Below are 18,214 nucleotides of genomic sequence, written 5' to 3'. Positions count from 1 at the left end.
CCCTCCCCCGGCGGCGCGCGGTCGCCGGGGGCTTGCCGGGGGTGCGGATGGCCGTCGCCCGCCCGGCGATCCCGGCGCGGAGATCACCTACGGCCGGGGCGGCCCCTGGGCGCTTCGCCGCGCCGCGCGGCGTGTCCACCGGCCGGGTCGACGATGGCGATGGCCAGGAACACGCTGACGATGCCCGCCGCGGTCAAGGCCGCGGCAGCCGTACGGCCCAGGTCCGCCTGCCCGCTCCAGAGGATCGCGGTCGCCACCGCGGTCGCCACGACGAGTCCGGGCAGCAGCCATATGAGGAAGGCGCGGGACGGTGCCGGAGCGGGCCGGACCGGGACACCGTATCCCCAGGCCACCCAGTGTTCCTCGGCCTCCCGGAGCTCATGTGCCCGCTGGACGCGGGACCGGGCGGCCAGCGCCGTGGCCGTGGCCGCGCCCGTCACGGCCACGGCGCCGATGCCCTTCCAGGACACCGGCGCGAGCAGCAGCGGTACCAGAAGCGCCACCGTGCCCCAACCGGTCAGGCACCCGGCCGCCGCGATCCGCCGGGACCGCGGCCGGTCCTCACGGGCCCGTACGTCCGCCACCGCGGGCAGGGACCAGACACAGCCGGCGGCGCAGAACACCGCGGCGGCCAGGGCGAGAACGGCATGGGACATGGCACTCTCCTTCGTCGGACACCAGGGATCGGGCGGCCGGACCACGGCGGTCCGCTCAGCGCTGGGTGGCCTCGAGCTCGCGGATCTCCGGATGGTGCAGATCGAAGGCCGGGGATTCGCTGCGGATCCGGGGCAGCCGGGTGAAGTTGTGCCGCGGCGGCGGGCACGAGGTGGCCCACTCCAGGGAGCGTCCGTATCCCCAGGGGTCGTCCGCCTCGACCGGCTTGCCGTATCTGGCGGTCTTCCAGACGTTGTAGAAGAACGGCAGCACCGAAAGGCCGAGGAGGAACGAGCCGATGGAAGAGAGTGTGTTGAGGGCGGTGAAACCATCGGCCGCGAGATAGTCCGCGTATCGGCGGGGCATGCCCTCGGCGCCCAGCCAGTGCTGCACGAGGAAGGTGAGGTGGAACCCGACGGTGAGGGTCCAGAACGTTATCTTTCCAAGCCGGTCGTCGAGCATCTTTCCGGTGAACTTCGGCCACCAGAAGTGGAATCCGGCGAACATCGCGTAGACCACGGTACCGAACAGCGTGTAGTGGAAGTGCGCGACAACGAAGTAGGAGTCCGACACATGAAAGTCCATCGGCGGTGACGCCAGGATCACACCGGTCAAACCGCCGAAGGTGAAGGTGACCAGGAAGCCGGTGGCCCAGAGCATCGGCGCCTCGAAGGACAGCGACCCCTTCCACATCGTGCCGATCCAGTTGAAGAACTTGATGCCGGTGGGCACCGCGATGAGGAACGTCATGAACGAGAAGAACGGCAACAGCACGCCCCCGGTGACATACATATGGTGGGCCCACACCGTCACCGAAAGCCCGGCGATCGAGATCGTGGCGGCGATCAGCGAGATATAGCCGAACATGGGCTTGCGCGAGAACACCGGGATGACCTCGGAGACGATGCCGAAGAACGGCAGCGCGAGAATATAGACCTCGGGGTGGCCGAAGAACCAGAACAGATGCTGCCACAGCAGGGCACCGCCATTGGCCGGGTCGAAGATATGCGATCCGAACTTGCGGTCGCACTCCAGCGCGAGGAGCGCGGCGGCCAGCACCGGGAAGACAATGAGGATCAACACCGAGGTCAGCAGCACGTTCCAGGTGAAGATGGACATGCGGAACATCGTCATACCCGGAGCTCGCATACAGGTGATCGTGGTGATGAAGTTGACCGCGCCCAGGATGGAGCCGAAGCCGGAGAGCGTCACGCCCATGATCCACATATCGGAGCCGACACCGGGTGAGTGGATGGCATCCGAAAGCGGCGCATACAGAAACCAGCCGAAGTCGGCGGCGCCCTGAGGGGTGAGGAATCCGGCTGCGGCGATCAGCGAGCCGAACAGGAACAGCCAGTAGGCGAGCATGTTCAGCCGGGGAAAAGCCACGTCCGGTGCCCCGATATGGAGCGGCATGATCCAGTTGGCGAAGCCGGTGAACAGAGGCATCGCGAAGAGCAGCAGCATGACCGAGCCATGCATCGTGAATGCCTGATTGTACTGCTCGTTCGATACGAGCTGGGTCCCCGGGCGCGCCAACTCGGCCCGCATGACCAGCGCCATCAGCCCGCCGACGAGAAAGAAGACGAATGCCGAGACCAGATACAGCGTGCCGATTCTTTTGTGATCGGTCGTCGTCAGCCACTCCACCAGGACATGTCTGCGCGACGGCTGGGAAGCGGTTCCGGGAGCGGTTCCCCTGACCTGGTTCCCGTTTGTACTCAGTCCGTCCACCGAGCCGTGCCCTCCGTCTCTCTGATCATTTCCGAAACAGCCGGAAAGAGGGCGCTCGGGAAAGCCGCCGCTCTTTCCGACTCGTCACATGATCATCGGTCGGGCAATGGCCGCACAGGGCCGAACAGTCCAGGGCCGGGGTCGAAGGTCCCTGATGACAGGATGCTCAGGACGCCGATTTCCCGCTCTCGCGGCCGTCGACGTATGTCGTCACCACCTCGATGTCCCCGATGCGCGACATATCGACGCGCCGGGGGTCGTCGCCGAGCACGACCAGGTCGGCCAGTTTGCCCGGGGTGAGGCTGCCCAGGCTGTCCTCCCAGTGGCAGGCGAAGGCGCCGGCGACGGTGTAGGCGCGCAGGGCCTCGTCGACGGTGATGCCCTCGTCCGGGCCGATCAGCCGGCCGGACTCGGAGGCGCGCTCGACCATGAACTGGATGGCTCGCAGCGGGGATCCGTCCGTGACGGGGCGGTCCGAGCTGCCGACGAGCGTGATGCCGTGGTCCAGGAACGCCCTGCCCCGGTAGAGCCACGGGGCGCGCTCCTCGCCCATGATCGCCGCGTAGTCGTCGCCGAAGTAGCGCAGGAAGTTGGGCTGGACGACCGCGCTGACACCGAGCCGCGCGAAGCGCGGGAGCTGGTCGGGACGGATCAGGCCGGCGTGCTCGACGCGGTGCCGGGCGCCGGGGCGCGGGCGGAGGCGCTGGGCCCGTTCCAGGGCGTCCAGGGCGACATCGGCCGCGCGGTCGCCGATCGCGTGGACGGCCAGTTGCCACCCGGCGAGATGGCCGTCCACGATCGTGTCCGCGAGCACATCCGGATCGTCCTGCAACTGACCGGAGTGGTCCAGCCCTTCGTACGGGCTGCCGAGCGCGGCGGTCCGGGCCATCATGCCGCCGTCGGTGTAGATCTTCAGCGCGCCCACGGAGAGCCGGTCGCCGCCGAACCCGGTGCGCAGACCGAGGTCGAGGGCGCGGGGAATGCCGTCGGCCTCGTGTGCGGCGACCGGGCGCAGCCGGTCCGCGGACACCATGAGCTGAACGCGCAGCGGCAACAACCCCTTTTCGGAGGCGAGTTGATACGCGCCCAACTCGACGGGGCTGTGGCCGAAGAGGGTTCCCCCGATGCCCGCTTCGGCGCAGGCGGTGACGCCCTCGGCGAGACAGGTGCGGGCGGCCCGTCCGATCGCCTGGGCCAATTCCTCCTGGGAGTACGGCAGACGCAGGGCGCGGGCGGCGCCCATGGCGCCCTCGGCGAGGAAGCCGCTGTCATGCGGGGTGCCGGCGGGGAGCAGATCGAGAACGGCGGTGTTGACGACGCAGCCGTGCCCGGAGTCGTGCAGCATGAACACCTTGTGGCCATGGCTGACCGTGTCCAGTTCGGCGGCGGTCAGATGACGGCCGAGAGCCCGCTGGTCGTAGCCGGCGATGCTCACCCAGGCGCCTGGCGAGCCCTTCCGGGTGACGGCCTCCTCCACGACGGCGAGCACCTCGTCGATCCCCGTACGGCCCGCGATGCTCGGGGTCTTCTCCTTGAAGCCGGTCCAGGCCAGATGGACATGGGCGTCGATGAACCCGGGCAGCACGGTGGCGCCCTGGAGGTCGATCACCTCATGTGCGGGCAGCGAGGTCACCGCCTCGTCCAGGCCGACGATCCGGCCCCGCCAGATGCCCAGGTCGTGGGCGACGGGGTGGTCGGGGTCCATGGTGAGGAAGCGGGCGTTCGTCAGTCTGGTACAGAGCATCTGCCAAGGCTCTCCTGGACGCCGGGTGGTTCGCTACGGCGGCGGATCAGCCGTCCGCGGATGCCGCGAGGGACCGGGGGCGCATATCGGTCCAGTGGGCCTCGATGAACTCCAGACACGCCACTCGGGTGTTCTCGTCGAAGACGACCGTCCATCCCCCGGGCACCTCGGCGAAGGACGGCCAGAGGGAGTGCTGACCCTCGTCGTTCACCAGGACCAGGAAACGGCCTTCGCTGTCGTCGAAGGGGTTGGTGCTCATGCTCGGCGCCTCCTCGGAACGCTGACCTTAGGTTAGGCTGACCTAACTGACTGGAGCTTAGCCTTGCCGCTTCCCTCTCACAAGGAGACGTTCATGCCCCTGGTCACGGCCGACATGGAGAACGCCTTCGCGGCATTCGGGCTGCGCGGCACTCCCGGCACCGAGGAGTTCTGGACCGCGGTCGGCACGCCCGTGTCGGCACCGGCCGAGGACGGCGGTTGGGCGACCCTGTTCCTGTGGCGCGGGCCCGAGGCGAGCGTGGGTTTCGAGAGCTGGTCGGAACCGGTCCCCCTGCGTCGATGGGGCGATACGGACTGCTGGTACGCCGCGGTCCGCATGCCCACGCGGCTGCGGGTGACCTATCAGTTCCTCGTGGACGGCACCGCGTACGCCGACCCGTTCAACCCGGTCGGCGCGGGCGGTGACCGGTCCGTCGCCGCGACCCCGGACGCCCCGGCCCAGCCGCACTGGCCCGCCATGGGTGCCGACGCCGTACTGCCCGTGCCGCTCACCCGGGTCCGCTGGAACAGCGGTCGGCTCGGCGGGCGGCGCACCGTGCGCGTCCATCCGGCGGGCGGCGGCGGGCCCGTGGTCCTGCTCCTGGACGGGGACGACTGGCTGTATCTGCACCCCGCCATGACCGCGTTCGACTCGGCCGTCGCCAGTGGCGGGATGCCCCCGGTCACGCTGGTCTTCCTGCCGTCCAAGGACAGGGCGGCCGAGTTCGGGTGCCGGCCCGAGCTGTGGGAGGGGATCCGGGACGAACTGCTGCCGCTGGTGGCGGACACCGGCGTACCCGCCGACCTGGACCGGCTGGTGGTCGCCGGGCAGAGCCTCGGCGGGCTGAGCGCGATGTACGCGGCGCTGGAGTTCCCGGGTCTGGTGTCCCGCGTCGCCTGTCAGTCGGCGTCCTTCTGGTGGACTCCCGACGCCATGGACCTGGCGGACCCGTTGGGCGGCCCGGCCGGCGGCACCATCGCCGCGCGCCTGCGGGAGCGCCCCGACCTGTCCGGTCTGCGGATCGCGTTCGACGTCGGGGAACACGAGACCCGGATGCTGCCCCATTGCGAGCCGGTCGAGACCCTCACCGAACAGGCCGGTGCGACCGTGCGGGTTTCCCGGTCGGCCTCGGACCACGACCGGGCGGGCTGGCGGCACGCGCTGCTCCGGGATGTCGCCTGGGCGCTCGGCTGACGGTCTGGTTCACCGCGCCACCGCCGCGCAGTAGTCCTCGTCGGTGGCGAGGAGATTCCGATGGGTGTCCTCGACCGCGATGACGCCGTCGTCCAGGACGAGGACCCGGTCGGCGGCGTCCAGGAGGGCCGGGCTGCTGGTGATCACGATGGTGGTGCGGCCCCGGCGCAACTTCGCGACGCCCCGCGCGATGAGCTGTTCGGTGACCGCGTCGACGGCCGTCGTCGGGTCGTGCAGCACGAGGACGTCGGTGTCCGCGGCGAGGGCGCGGGCCAGGGACAGCCGTTGGCGCTGCCCCCCGGAGAGGTTCGCACCGCGGTCGCGGACGCCGTAGTCGAGCCCTTCGCGGTGGAGGGCGACGACATCGGTCAGCATGGACGCCTCGACGGCCTCGGAGACCATCCGGCCGGCGCCCGACGGGTCGATGTTGGTGCGCAGGGTGCCCGCGAAGATCTCCCCGTCGTACGGATTCACCAGCATGTGCTCGCGGACCGCCTCGACCGACAGCTCCGCGAGCTCCCGCCCGCCGATCCGCACGGCTCCCTCGTACGCGTCGGGCGGCACCTTCACCGCCAGGATCGACGCGAGTTCGGCGGCCGCGCGGGGCTGGTAGGCGGCGATGGCCACGAACTCGCCGGCGGACACCTTGAATTCCAGATTCCGCAGCTCCCCGTACCGGACGCAGTCGATCTCGAGGTCTCCCCCTTCGGCCGGGCGCTCCGGCCCCGGGTTCATCACCGGCGGCGCGGTCAGCACCAGTGCCATCCGCTCGGCCGACGCGCGCGCGATCATGATGTACTTCGGCATCTCCGAGAACAGCTTGAGCGGTTCCATGATGAACTGCGCCAGTCCCACGGCCATGACGAGTTCCCCGATGTTGATCAGGTCGTGGAACGCCAGCCAGCCCGCCGTCAGGGTCACGGCGCCGGCGAGGATCGCGTTGAGGGCCAGCGCGGCGCCCGCGTACGCGCCGTTCACCTTGGCCACGGTGATCGCCTGGTGCTTCGCCTCCGTGCTGACCTTCCGATAGGACCGGAACGCCGCGTGGTTGCCGCCGAAGCCGTGCAGCGGGCGCAGGCCGGTGATCAGGTCCGCGACCTTGGCCCCCGCCCGCGCCACCCGGGCCTGCTGTTCACGGGTGCTGGTGCCGATCCGTTTGGAGAGCACGCTCAGGATCGACAGGATCGCGACGGTTCCCACGAGCACCAGCAGACCGAGCCGGATGTCGGCCAGCCCCAGCGCGACCGCCGCGACCAGCACCGCCACCAGCGAGCTGACCAGCAGCGGCACCACCTCGATGATGTCCGCGGTCTGGTCGGCGTCCTCGGTGGCGATGGTCAGCACCTCGCCGGACTTCAGGTCGGTGTCCCTGGCCACCGGCTGGAGTCCGCAGGCGGCGACCTTCACCCGCCAGCGGTGCGCCTCGGTGGTGTTGGCCTTCTGGAGGACCCGCATCCCGAACCGCCACGACAGCGACACCGTCGTGATGATCACCGCCAGCGCGGCGATCGACAGGCCGAGCGCGCCGAGGCTCCGGTCCCGCATCGTGTGCTCGACGATCAGGCCGAGCGCGATGGGGAAGGCGGTCTCACCGGCCTGGTACAGACCCATCAGAACGGTGCCCGAGGCCATGGCGCGGACGTTGCGGCGCAGCGCGGTGCGCAGGATGTCGGACCCCGGTCGGGGCCGCTGGGTGTCAGGAGTTTTCATCAAGGTGACGGGCAATCGCTTCCGGGGTGCGCAGGGTGAACAGGTCTCGGATCGTGATCACGGGGCCGTACTCCCGGCGGAGCAGCCCGATCAGCCGCACCGCCACCATGGAGTGCCCTCCCAGGGACACGAAGTCGCCCACCGCGCTCACCTCGTCGTCGTCCAGATCCAGTGCCTCGGCGAAGAACTCGCACACCACGGTCTCGGTCCCGGTCTCCGGCCCCCGCTCCCCCGCCGTGGTCAGCGCGCCCAGCGGCTTGGCCTCGGGCAGCGCCTTGGTGTCGGCCTTCCCGTTCACCGTCAGCGGGATGCTGTCGACCTGGGCGTAGTGCGTCGGGCGCAGGAAGTCCGGCAGCCCGGCGCCCGCCTCGGCGGCGACCGTCGCCAGGTCGGCGCCGTCCAGGACGAGGTAGGCGGCCAGCCGGTGGGCGCCGTCGACCTGCGGATCGGGCTGGGCGACCGCGGCGGCGAACCGCACCGCCGGGTGTGCCGCGAACGCGGCCTCGACCTCGCCCGGTTCGACCCGGTGGCCCCGGATCTTGACCTGCTGATCGGTGCGGCCCAGGTACATCAGATTCCCGTCGGGACGGCGGACCACCAGGTCCCCGGTGCGGTACATCCGCTCGCCGGGTGCGCCGAACGGGCATGCCACGAAGCGGTGCGCGGTCTGCGCGGCCTGGCCGAGATAGCCGCGGGCGATGCCGATGCCCGACACATACAGCTCACCGGGGACTCCGTCCGGCAGCGGCCGCAGCCACGGATCCAGCACATACACCTCGGTGTTGTCGATGGCCACGCCCACCACCGGGTCCTGGCATTCGAAGGTGCCGACGCCCAGGGTGTTGATGGTGTACTCGGTGGGTCCGTACAGGTTGTAGCCGACCGTCCCCTCGGTCTCGGCGAGCCGCCGCCACAGCGCCGGGGTGACGGCCTCGCCGCCGAGCAGGACGAGCGCCGGCCGCCGTGCCGGGTCGTCCAGCAGCCCCTCCGCCACCAGTTGCTGTGCATAGGTCGGGGTCACGTTGATGACGTCGATGCCGTGCTCGAGGCAGTACTCGGCCAGCCGGGGGGCGTCACGGCGCAGCTCCTCGTCACAGATGTGCACCTCGTGTCCGTCGGCGAGCCACAGCAGCTCCTCCCAGGACATGTCGAACGCGAAGGACACGGTGTGCGCGATCCGGAAGACCCGGTGGCCGTGTTCGGCCAGCACCGGCGCGAAGATCCGGCGCTGATGGTTGATCAGCATATTGGTGAGCCCGGCGTACTCGGTCACCACGCCCTTGGGCCGCCCGGTCGATCCCGAGGTGTAGATCGTGTACGCGGGGTGCCGCAGGCGGTTCGGGTCGTCCGGCGCGAACGTCCGATACGGCTCGGCCTCGGGCAGGGGCCGGTCCAGCTCGATCAGGTCGCCCGTCAGCCGGGGCGACACCGCGCTCACGGTGAGGAGCACATCCGGGCGGGCGTCCGCGACGATCGAGGCGATCCGCTCGTCCGGGTGGTCCAGCTCCAGCGGCACATACGCGGCGCCGGCCCGCAACACGGCGAACAGCGCCACGATCGAGTCCGGGGAGCGCGGGATCGCGAGACCCACCGTGGCCCCGGGGCCGATGCCACGCCGGACGAGCACACCCGCCACGGCGCGGCTGCGGTCCCTGAGCTCGGCGAAGGTCATGGCCGAGCCATGGGCGACGAGCGCGATCCGCTCCGGGGCACGGTCCGCCGCCTGATCGAACCGGTCCACGACGGTGTCGGTGCCGATGTCCGTACGCTCGCCCCGCGGGGGCCGCGGCCCCACCCCCGGCAGCGCGCCGACCGGTCCGGTCGAGTGCGCCAGGTCGTCGAGCACCCGTAGGTAGTCCGCCAGAAGCCGCCGCGCGTGCGCGGTGTCCTCGTCGCGGTACTCCAGTTTGACCGTGAGCCGGTCGCCGGGCGTGACGACCCAGGTGAACGGGTAGTGGGTGGAGTCGTCTGCCTGTACCGAGGTGATGCCGTGCCGGGCGTTCATCTCGGCGAGCCCGTCCAGGTCCAGGAAGTTCTGGAGCACGAAGAGGTTGTCGAAGAGGGTGTCGTGCCCGGTGGCCCGCTGGATCTCGCCGAGCCCGAGGTGCTCGTGGTCCATCGCCTCGACCCTGGCCGTCTGCACGGCGGAGAGGTATTCCCCGACGGTGTCGTCCGGCCGGGCCCGAGTCCACATGGGCACGGTGTTGAGGAGCACCCCGACGATGCCGTCCAGCCCCTCGCCCTCACGGCCGGAGACGGTCACGCCGAACACGGCGTCACCACGGCCCGTGTGGGTGCCCAGCAGGAGGCCGAACGCGCCGGTCAGCACCGAGTTCAGTGTGACGCCGTGTGCCCTGGCCGCCTCCCGCAGCAGCTCCGACCCCTCGGCGGACAGCGTGTGCACAAGCGCCCGCGGCAGCTCCTCCGAGAGGGACGGCGCCCGTCCGGCGAGCAGCGTCGGGCCGGGGAGACCGGCCAGCCGCTCCGCCCAGAAGCGCTCCGACGCGGCGGTGTCCCGGGCGGCGAGCGTCCGGGCGTGCTCCTCGAAGCTCGGGGTGGCCGGGGCCGGGTCGAACGGCTCGCCCGCCACGACGGCCCGGTAGGCGTCGAACAGGTCCCGCAGCACGATCGCGCGGGACCAGCCGTCCCACAGCAACAGGTGGTAGCTCAGCAGCAGGCCGTCGCGGCCGCCGGGCAGACGCACCACGGTCAGCCGGATCAGCGGCGGTTCACCGGGGTCGAATCCCGTGTCGCGGTCCCGGGCGCGCAGGTCCTCGACTTCCGCGTCCGTCGACAGCCGCACCGTGTGGACATCGACCCGCCGGCCCGGCGTGAGGACCTGGACCGGGTTTCCGTCGTCGTCGGTGGAGAAGCCGGCGCCCACCACCGGATGCCGCGCGATCACCCGCGCCATGGCCTCGGACAGGGCGTCGGTGTCCAGGCGCCGGTCGAAGGTGAACCAGCTCTGCGCCACGTAGTGTCCGGCCGAGCCGGCCATCTGGGCCTGGAAGTACAGGCCCCGCTGGAGCGGGGTGACCGGTGCCGTGCGCTCGGCCGTCGCGGAGGCGTCCGCGATGTGCTCCAGCGCGCTCCGCCAGTGCTCGGTGATCTCGTCGGGGACGCCGTCGGCGAGGGTGAAGGCGGCGTGCAGACTGCCGGTGGCCGCGTCGGTCCACGCGTTGACCTCGACGGCGTACGGACTGCCCCCGCCGCCGGTGATCTGCGGCACCTGGGACTCACCGCCCCGGCCGAGGTAGTTGAACAGCACCTGCGGGCGGGTCTCCAGCAGCGGAGCGGTCTGCGGGTTGAGGTATCTGAGCAGGCCGTAGGCCAGGTGCCCGCGCTCGTCGGGCTGGCGTTCGGCGATCTCGCGGGCCGCCGCCACGGGGTCGATGTGTGCCGTGAGCCGCACGGGCGCGATGGAGGTGAACCAGCCGACCGTACGGGTGTAGTCATGGTGTTCCAGCGCCGGGACCCGGCCGTGCCGCTCCAGCTCGATCGCGAGATCGGTGGGCGACGGCTGGATGTGGGTCAGCGCGGTGCGCAGTGCGCCGCACAGCAATTCGGTGAGGCCGACGCCGAGTGCGGCGGGCGCGGTACGTGTGACGCGGTCGCTCACATCGGGGGCGAGCACCACGGTGGTCTCGCGCGACTCCCCGAGGGCGGGCAGCAGTTCGGGAGCCCGGAGCGTGGTGACCCAGTGCTCAAGATCGTCGATCGCATGGGTGGACTGGAGGGTGAGCGCTTCGGCGTACTCGGCGTACGACGTGGTCGGCGGTGCCAGGGGCGCCCCGCGCAGGGCGGTGGCGAGGTCGTCCAGCAGGATCAGCCAGGACACCGCGTCGACCGCGAGGTGGTGCGCGGTGACCACCAGGGTCCGGCTCGCCGCCAGCCATGAGAACGCGATGATGTGGCCGGACTCCGGATCGAGCCGTCCGGCCGCTTCGTTCGCCGCCTTCGTCGCGTCGGTCGTGTCCGCCCGTACGACGGTGATCGCACGCTCGGGTTCGGTGCGCAGCTCCCACACCCCGTGCTGGACGCGCAGCCGCAGCCGGAGGACCGGATGTGCGGCCACGACGGCGTTGGCCGCGCGCTCGATATCGACGAAGGTGACGCCCTCGGCGGCCACCAGCGTCCTGGCCTGGGCGAACCGGGCGAGCGAGCCACCGATTTCGCGCTGCCGCAGGATGATCGGCGTCGGCGTCAGCGGGCCGTCCCCGCGGCGGGCCGGCGTGGCGGCCGCCTCCCGTGGCGGGCGCGTCGCCACGTTCCCGGCGAGCGCGCGCGGTGTCCGGCGCAGGAACACATCCCTGGGCGCGATCGGCAGACCGAGCGCTCTGGCCCGGTTGACCACGGTGATGGCGACGATGCTGTCACCCCCGGCCCGGAAGAAGTCGGTGTCGGCGTCCACGGCGGAGCCGGGCAGGGCCCCTGCGAAGACGTCGACGAGCGCGGCGAGCGCGGAATCACTCCCGGCCGGCGGGGCGTGGTCCTGGGCCTCAGCGGACTGTGCGACCCGCTCGGCCAGGGCCTTCCGGTCCAGTTTGCCGTTGACCGTCAGCGGCAGGGCCGCGACCGGCAGAATCCGGCCGGGCACCATATGCGCGGGCAGCTTCGCGGACAGCGGGCCGGTGATATCGCGGGGCACCCGGCCCACGATGTGTGCGACCAGGTGGTCACCGGTGGCCGCCACGGTGACGGCCGCGTCGACCACGCCGGGGAGTTCCCTGATCGTGGCCTCCACCTCACCCAACTCGACGCGGAAGCCCTTGAGTTGGACCTGGTCGTCGGCGCGGCCGGTGAACTCGAGATCGCCGTCGAGCGTGCGGCGGGCGAGGTCGCCCGTGTGGTACATACGGGAGCCGTCGCCCGCGAACGGGTCGGCCACGAACCGGCCCGCGGTGAGCCCCGGCCTGCCCAGATAGCCGAGCGACACCTGGTCCCCGGCGACGTAGATGGCGCCCACCCGGCCCGGTGCCACCGACCGGAGCCGGTCGTCGAGCAGATAGGTGACCAGCCCGGGGATCGGGCCGCCGATGGGGCTGACGTCGTCGCCGGAGCCGAAGTCCTCGTCGGTCAGCACCCGATGGGTGACATGGACGGTGGTCTCGGTGATGCCGTACATATTGACCAGCTCGGGCGAGCCGGTGCCGTACCGCTCGACCCAGCCGCGCAGCCGTCCGGGATCCAGCGCCTCGCCGCCGAAGATGATCCGGCGCAGTGTGGTGACCGGCTCGTCGGCATGCCGGTCGGCCTCGATGAACTGGTAGAACGCCGAAGGGGTCTGATTGAGCACGGTCACACCGCGTTCGCGGACCAGCCGGTGGAAGTCGACCGGAGAGCGTGTCAGTCCGTACTCCGGCACCAGCAGCTCACCGCCGTGGACCAGCGCGCCCCACAGCTCCCAGACCGCGAAGTCGAAGGCGTACGAGTGGAACTGGACCCACACGTCATGCGGGCCGAAGTCCATCTCGGGCCGGGTGTTCGCGAGCAGCGTCACCACGCTGGAGTGCGGGACGACGACGCCCTTGGGCCGGCCGGTGGATCCGGATGTGTAGATCACATACGCGGGGTCGTGCCAGCCGGGCTCGGGACCGGTCGTGTCCCCCGCCGGCGGTTCGTCTCCCCGCACAAGCACCTGGGCGCTCACGCCCGCTCGGTCCAGCATCCGTGTGAAGCGGTCCCGCTGCTCGCCGTCCACCAGAACCACCTGCGGAGCGGAGTCGGCGAGGATGTACTCCAGCCGTTCGTCCGGGTGGGCGAGGTCCAGCGGCACATACGCGCCGCCCGCCGTGACCACCGCGACCAGGGCGACGACCTGTTCGAGGGAGCGCGGGACGGCGACGGCGACGCGGGTGCCGGGCCCGACACCGGCCGCGCGCAGCGCCGAGGCCAGTTCGTTCTTCGCCTCGGCCAGTGCGCCGTAGGTCAGGGACCGGCTGCCGCCGTCGAGCCCGCACCGGGTGACGGCGGTGGCGGCCGGGTCGCGGTCGGCGGCGGCGTCGAACAGCGCGCCCAGGGTCACGGGGCTGATCGGCGCGGGACGCGAGGCGTTCCCGGGCGCCAGGTCGTCGACCAGGGCGTCCGGCCGGGTGAGCAGAGCGGTGAGGGTCCGGGTGAACGTGTGCAGGATCGTCCGGGCGCTCGCCTCCCGCAGCAGTGCCCCGTCGTAGATCAGGTCGAAGCGCGGACGCCCGTCGGCCATGCGCTCGACGACCAGGGTCAACGGGTAGTGCGGGGCACCCTCGTTGACGATGTCGGTGATGACCAGTGTGTCGCCGGGGCGCCGCAGGGCTGCCGGGTCGGTCGCGACGTCGAACACCACCAGGGTGTCGAAGAGCGTGCCCGCCCCGGCCTGACGGCCGATCCTCGCCAGCGAGACATGCTGGTGCGGCAGCACCGCGCTCTGGTGTTCCCGGACGGCGGCGAGGAGATCGTGTGCCGTGGTGGTGGCGGCCCAACGGGCGCGTACGGGGATGGTGTTGATGAACAGACCCACCATGTCCTCGATGCCGGGCACGTCCGCGTCGCGACCGGACACCGTGGAACCGAACACCACGTCCTGGCCGTGCAGGAGGGAACCCAGCGTGACCGCCCAGGCGCTGTGCACGGCCACGCTCAGCGGCACCCCGGCCGACCGTACGGCCGCGTCGATGTCGTCGGCCGGTTCCACGGCGGTGTCGGCGAACCGGTCGGACGGGGTGTGGCCCTCGGCGACCAGCGAGGGGCCGGGCAGATCGGCGAGTTGCTCGCCCCATACCCGGTCGCTCTCCTCGGCGTCGCGTTCCGCGAGCCGGCGCACATAGTCGGGGAAGCCGCCGACGGGGTACGTGGTCCCCGGCGTGTGGTACTCGGCCAGCAGCGCCCGGAGCATCGGCGGCACCGACCAGCCGTCGGCGATGATGTGGTGCACGGTCTGCACCAGGATGTTCCGGCCGGAGCCCGCACGGATGAGCGTGTACCGCATCAGCGGGCCGGTCGCCAGGTCGAACCCGGTGCGCCGGTCCCGCTCGGCGTATGCGCGGATCTCGGCGTCGGTGATCCCGGGGCGGTCCAGTGTGGTGAAGGGCGCCCGAACACCGCCCTCCAGCACGGAGACCACACGACCGTCGGCCAGGGCCACGAACCGCGCGGCCAGGTTCGGGTACAGCGTGAGCAACCGGGTGGCCGCCGCGGCGAGCCGGTCGGCGTCCACCTCTCCGTCCAGCTTCAGCAACTGCTGCTCGACGTAGGAGCCCGCCGAGTCGTCGTCGAAGACCGAATGGAAGTACAGGCCCTCCTGCAACGGAGTCAGCGGCAGGATGTCCCGCAGCGCCGGGCCGTCCAGGGCGTCGACGTCCGCCTGGGTGAGCCGGACCGGGCCGAAGTCGCTGGGAGAGTGGCCGCCCCGGTCGAGCCCGGCGAGGGCGGTCAGCGTCTCCCGGAAGTACTCGCCGATGGCCGTGATGTCCTCGTCGGTGAGCATCCCATCGGGCCAGGAGACGGTGGTGACCAGCTCGTACTCACCGGTCGGGGCGGGTTCGGCGATGGCGTTGAACTCCAGGGCGCGCGGCAGGCGCATCCTCGGGTCGCGCCTTTCCCCCAACTGGCCGGTGGGCCCTGACAGTTGCCAGTCGCCGGACTCGCCCGCGTCGAAGCGGCCCAGGTAGTTGAAGAGCACCTGCGGTGCGGGCGAGTCGAACCCGGTGCGGGTCAGATAGCGCAGCGCGCCGTAGGAGACGCCGTTGTCCGGCACCCGGGCGAGGTCTTCCTTGACGGCCTTGAGCGCGGCGGCCAGGTATTCGGGGGCGGTGAAGTCGGCCGCCGCGCCGGGGTCCACGGTGACCGGGAACAGGGTGGTGAACCAGCCCACCGTGCGCGAGAGTTCGGGTTCGAAACCGGCGGAGCCCGCCACGAACCGCCCTTCGCGGCCGTGCCCCTCGAGTTCGATATGCGCGAACGTCTGGTCCTGTCCGAGGTCGCGGCGCCACCGGGCGAGGGTGACGGCGAGCGCGGTGAGCAGCACATCGTTGACGCCCGCGTGGAACTTCGCGGGAATCTCCCCGAGCAGCGCGGCCGTGACCCCGGGGCCGACCGGGAGGGTCCGGACCCGCTCGCGCGCGACGGTGTCGTCGCCGGACAGCGCGCGCCGGCCCACCGGCTGGTCCGTGCCCGGCAGGGGCCGCCGGTAGTAGGCGCTGTCCGCGTCGAACGCCGCGCGCTCCAGCAGCTGTGTCCAGCGCCGGAACGACGTGCCCACCGGCGGCAGCTCGATCGGGGCGCCCGAGGCGAACTGGCGCCACGCCGTGGCCAGGTCCTCCATCAGGATCCGCCAGGACACGCCGTCGATCACCACATGATGGGCGACCAGGACCAGCTGCCGTGCCTCGCGCCGCCAGACGGCACACAGCATCGCCCCGCCCGCCGGGTCCAGTCCGCCGGTGGCGAGCGCGACGCACTCCTCCAGCGGCCGGTCGCTCTGCTGCCACCCGACGGCGGCCCGGTCGGCCTCCGGGATGTCGAAGCTCCAGCTGTCGCCTCGTACCAGCCTGGCGCGCAGCATGTCGTGGCGCCGGACGAGGGCGGCGAGGATCTCGTCGAGAGCGCCGGTGGTCAGGTCCGCCGGGGTGTTCACCACCACCGACTGCACAAAGCCGTCGATCGCGTCGGTGGTCTCGCCGAGCCACTGCACGATGGGCGATCCCACGACCGGACCGGTCGCGACATCCCGGTGGTCCACCGTGGAGACCTCTTCACGGCTCGCCACCGCCGCCAGCGCGCCCACCGTGCTGTGGGTGAAGATCTGCCGTGCCGTGACATGGAGACCGGCGTCGCGCAACGCACTCAGCAGCGAGATCGCCAGGATGCTGTCCCCGCCGAGCTGGAAGAAGTCCTGGTCGACACCGACCTCATCGAGCCGCAGCAGTGCCGCGACCGCCGCGCACACCACACGCTCGTCCTCCGTGGTGGGCGGGACGAGCGAGCCCCCGCCGATCACCGGCTCCGGCAGCGCGCGCCGGTCCAGCTTGCCGTTCGCGGTGAGCGGGAACTCCTCCATCACCACGATATGGGCGGGCACCATGTACTCCACCATGTGCGCCCCGGCCCACTCCGTGACCTCGTCCGCCCGCAGGTCCTTGCGCTCGGCCACCGGGATCACATAGCCCACCAGGTAGGTGCCGCCCGCGGCGTTCTGCTTGGCGACGACGCAGGTGTGCCGTACGCCGGGGTGCTCCGCGAGACCGGCCTCGACGTCCTCGATCTCCAGCCGCATACCGCGGATCTTGATCTGGTTGTCGGCCCGGCCGAGGAAGTCCAGCGATCCGTCCGGGTGGAACCGTGCGAGGTCACCGGTCCGGTACAGCCGGGAACCGTCGTCGGCGAAGGGGTTGGCGACGAACCGGGACGCCGTCAGGCCGGGCGCGCCCACGTATCCGCGCCCCAGGAGGAACCCTCCCGCGTAGAGCTCGCCGCCGACCCCGACCGGGACCGGGCGCAGTTCGTCGTCCAGCACATACAGCTGGGTGTTGGGGTTGGCCTTGCCGATCGAGGTGGACAGGCGTTCCGCCGCGCCCCGGTAGATCACATGGGAGACGCCGATCGTCGTCTCGGCCGGACCGTAGCCGTGGTACAGGGGGATGTCCAGCTTGCCGCGGAACCGCTCGTACAGCTCCGGGGTGAGCACCTCGCCGCCGCACCACACATGCCGCAGGCTGTCGAGGCGGCCGGAGTCGCCCGCCATCTCCAGCAGCACGTCCAGCATGGACGACACCAGATAGGTGAAGGTGACCCGCTGCTCGGCTATCACGCTCAGCAGATGGTGCGGGTCGCGTTCGCCGCCGGGCCGCAGGACCACCAGCCGGGCGCCGCAGACCAGCGGCAGGAAGATCTCGTTGATGGAGATGTCGAAGGACAGCGGCGCCTTGAACAGCGACGCGTCGTCGTGGCCGAAGCCCAGGATCTCGTTCACCTGCCACAGCAGGCGCTCGCTGATCGCCTCGTGCCGGATCATCGCGCCCTTGGGCCGGCCGGTCGAACCGGATGTGAAGATCACGTATGCCAGGGCCGCGCCGGGGACCGTGATTCCGGTTCCCTCGGTGGGGTGGGCGCCGAACCTCCAGTCGCCGAGGTCGACGGCCACGGCTTCCGGTTCGCCCGGGTCGTGTTCGCCGGAGTGGTTGAGCTGCACGACGACCCCGGCGTCCTCGATGACGACGGCGCGGCGTGCGGCGGGCCACCGCGGATCGAGCGGCACGAACGCGGCCCCCGCCTGGACCACGGCGAGCAGCCCGATCACCATGTCGGCCGAGCGGTCCAGCGAGATGCCGACGACCTGTTCGCGGTCGAGTCCGCGGTCGATCAGATGGTGGGCCAGCTGACTCGACATGGCGGCCGCCTGACGGTACGTCAGCGTTCGGTGCTCGTCGACGATGGCGACGGCGTCCGGCCTGGTCCGCGCCTGCTCGCGGAACATCTCCACGATGGTCGGGCGGTCCCGGTCGGCCCGCGTGTCGTTCCACTCGGCCAGGGACTCCAGCCGCGCGGCCGGGCCGGCCGGGCCGATGGTGCCGATGGGCCGGTCCGGGAAGTCGGCCAGGTCGTCGAGGGCGAGCTGGGCGTCGGCGAGCGCGACGCCCGCCGGGGCGGCGATGCTCCGGCCGTCGGCGCCGACCCGCCAACCGGCGGGCCCGGCCCCGCCGTTGTCGACCCACCCGAGGACATCGGCGAACAGCGTGCCGGGGGTGAGGTCGATGCCCTCGGGGCTTTCGCCCGTCGCCCAGTACGACAGCCCGATGGCGCACGCTTCGGCGATGGTCCTGTCGGAGTAGCCGCCGACTCGCCGCCGTACGCCGGCCAGTCGGGCGGGGGTGAGCAGTACGAGACGAGCGCTCGGTTCCATCATCGAAGACTCAGCGTCCTTCCACGGCACGAAAGTTAGC

General features: G+C 71.2%; 7 protein-coding genes. 1 reads left to right on the top strand and 6 read right to left on the bottom strand.

Going from position 1 to position 18,214, the window contains the following annotated elements:
- Positions 1-83 precede the first annotated feature (83 nt).
- The 4 genes from AB0E24_RS30825 to AB0E24_RS30810 all read right to left on the bottom strand — a co-directional run bounded on the left by AB0E24_RS30825 (position 84) and on the right by AB0E24_RS30810 (position 4,391).
- Positions 84-656, bottom strand: coding sequence for a hypothetical protein (locus AB0E24_RS30825; protein ID WP_093703068.1), 573 nt, complete (start codon positions 654-656; stop codon positions 84-86).
- A 55-nt stretch (positions 657-711) separates the two neighbouring features.
- Positions 712-2,379, bottom strand: coding sequence for an aa3-type cytochrome oxidase subunit I (ctaD, locus tag AB0E24_RS30820; RefSeq protein ID WP_254645579.1), 1,668 nt, complete (start codon positions 2,377-2,379; stop codon positions 712-714).
- 175 nt (positions 2,380-2,554) lie between these two features.
- The gene (locus tag AB0E24_RS30815; protein WP_174884170.1) at positions 2,555-4,132 is read right to left on the bottom strand and encodes an amidohydrolase; all 1,578 of its coding nucleotides are present in this window, start codon (positions 4,130-4,132) and stop codon (positions 2,555-2,557) included.
- Positions 4,133-4,178: 46 nt separating this feature from the next.
- Positions 4,179-4,391, bottom strand: coding sequence for an MbtH family protein (locus tag AB0E24_RS30810; protein WP_359381896.1), 213 nt, complete (start codon positions 4,389-4,391; stop codon positions 4,179-4,181).
- Between the two features lie 93 nt (positions 4,392-4,484).
- On the opposite strand from AB0E24_RS30810, the gene AB0E24_RS30805 reads away from it, so the two are divergent.
- Positions 4,485-5,585: an alpha/beta hydrolase-fold protein gene (locus AB0E24_RS30805; protein WP_359381893.1), complete on the top strand. Its 1,101-nt coding sequence runs from the start codon at positions 4,485-4,487 to the stop codon at positions 5,583-5,585.
- Positions 5,586-5,594: 9 nt separating this feature from the next.
- Here the strand turns inward: AB0E24_RS30805 and AB0E24_RS30800 are convergent, their stop codons facing one another.
- Positions 5,595-7,295, bottom strand: a complete 1,701-nt coding sequence (locus AB0E24_RS30800; protein WP_147964883.1) for an ABC transporter ATP-binding protein — start codon at positions 7,293-7,295, stop codon at positions 5,595-5,597.
- Positions 7,282-18,177: a non-ribosomal peptide synthetase gene (locus tag AB0E24_RS30795; RefSeq protein ID WP_359381890.1), complete on the bottom strand. Its 10,896-nt coding sequence runs from the start codon at positions 18,175-18,177 to the stop codon at positions 7,282-7,284. Before AB0E24_RS30795 ends, AB0E24_RS30800 begins: the two co-directional genes overlap by 14 nt.
- Between the last annotated feature and the right edge of the window lie 37 nt (positions 18,178-18,214).

This window comes from Streptomyces malaysiensis subsp. malaysiensis (assembly GCF_040653035.1).
GTDB classification, from domain to species: domain Bacteria; phylum Actinomycetota; class Actinomycetes; order Streptomycetales; family Streptomycetaceae; genus Streptomyces; species Streptomyces malaysiensis.
Note: the sequence above shows the minus strand (reverse complement) of the source record. Positions and strands in the feature narration are given on the sequence as shown.

Coding starts and splice junctions, on each gene's coding strand:
- AB0E24_RS30800 (WP_147964883.1), bottom strand. CDS start 7,295: ATGAAAACTCCTGACACCCAGCGGCCCCGACCGGGGTCCGACATCCTG.
- AB0E24_RS30795 (WP_359381890.1), bottom strand. CDS start 18,177: ATGATGGAACCGAGCGCTCGTCTCGTACTGCTCACCCCCGCCCGACTG.
- AB0E24_RS30815 (WP_174884170.1), bottom strand. CDS start 4,132: ATGCTCTGTACCAGACTGACGAACGCCCGCTTCCTCACCATGGACCCC.
- AB0E24_RS30825 (WP_093703068.1), bottom strand. CDS start 656: ATGTCCCATGCCGTTCTCGCCCTGGCCGCCGCGGTGTTCTGCGCCGCC.
- AB0E24_RS30810 (WP_359381896.1), bottom strand. CDS start 4,391: ATGAGCACCAACCCCTTCGACGACAGCGAAGGCCGTTTCCTGGTCCTG.
- AB0E24_RS30805 (WP_359381893.1), top strand. CDS start 4,485: ATGCCCCTGGTCACGGCCGACATGGAGAACGCCTTCGCGGCATTCGGG.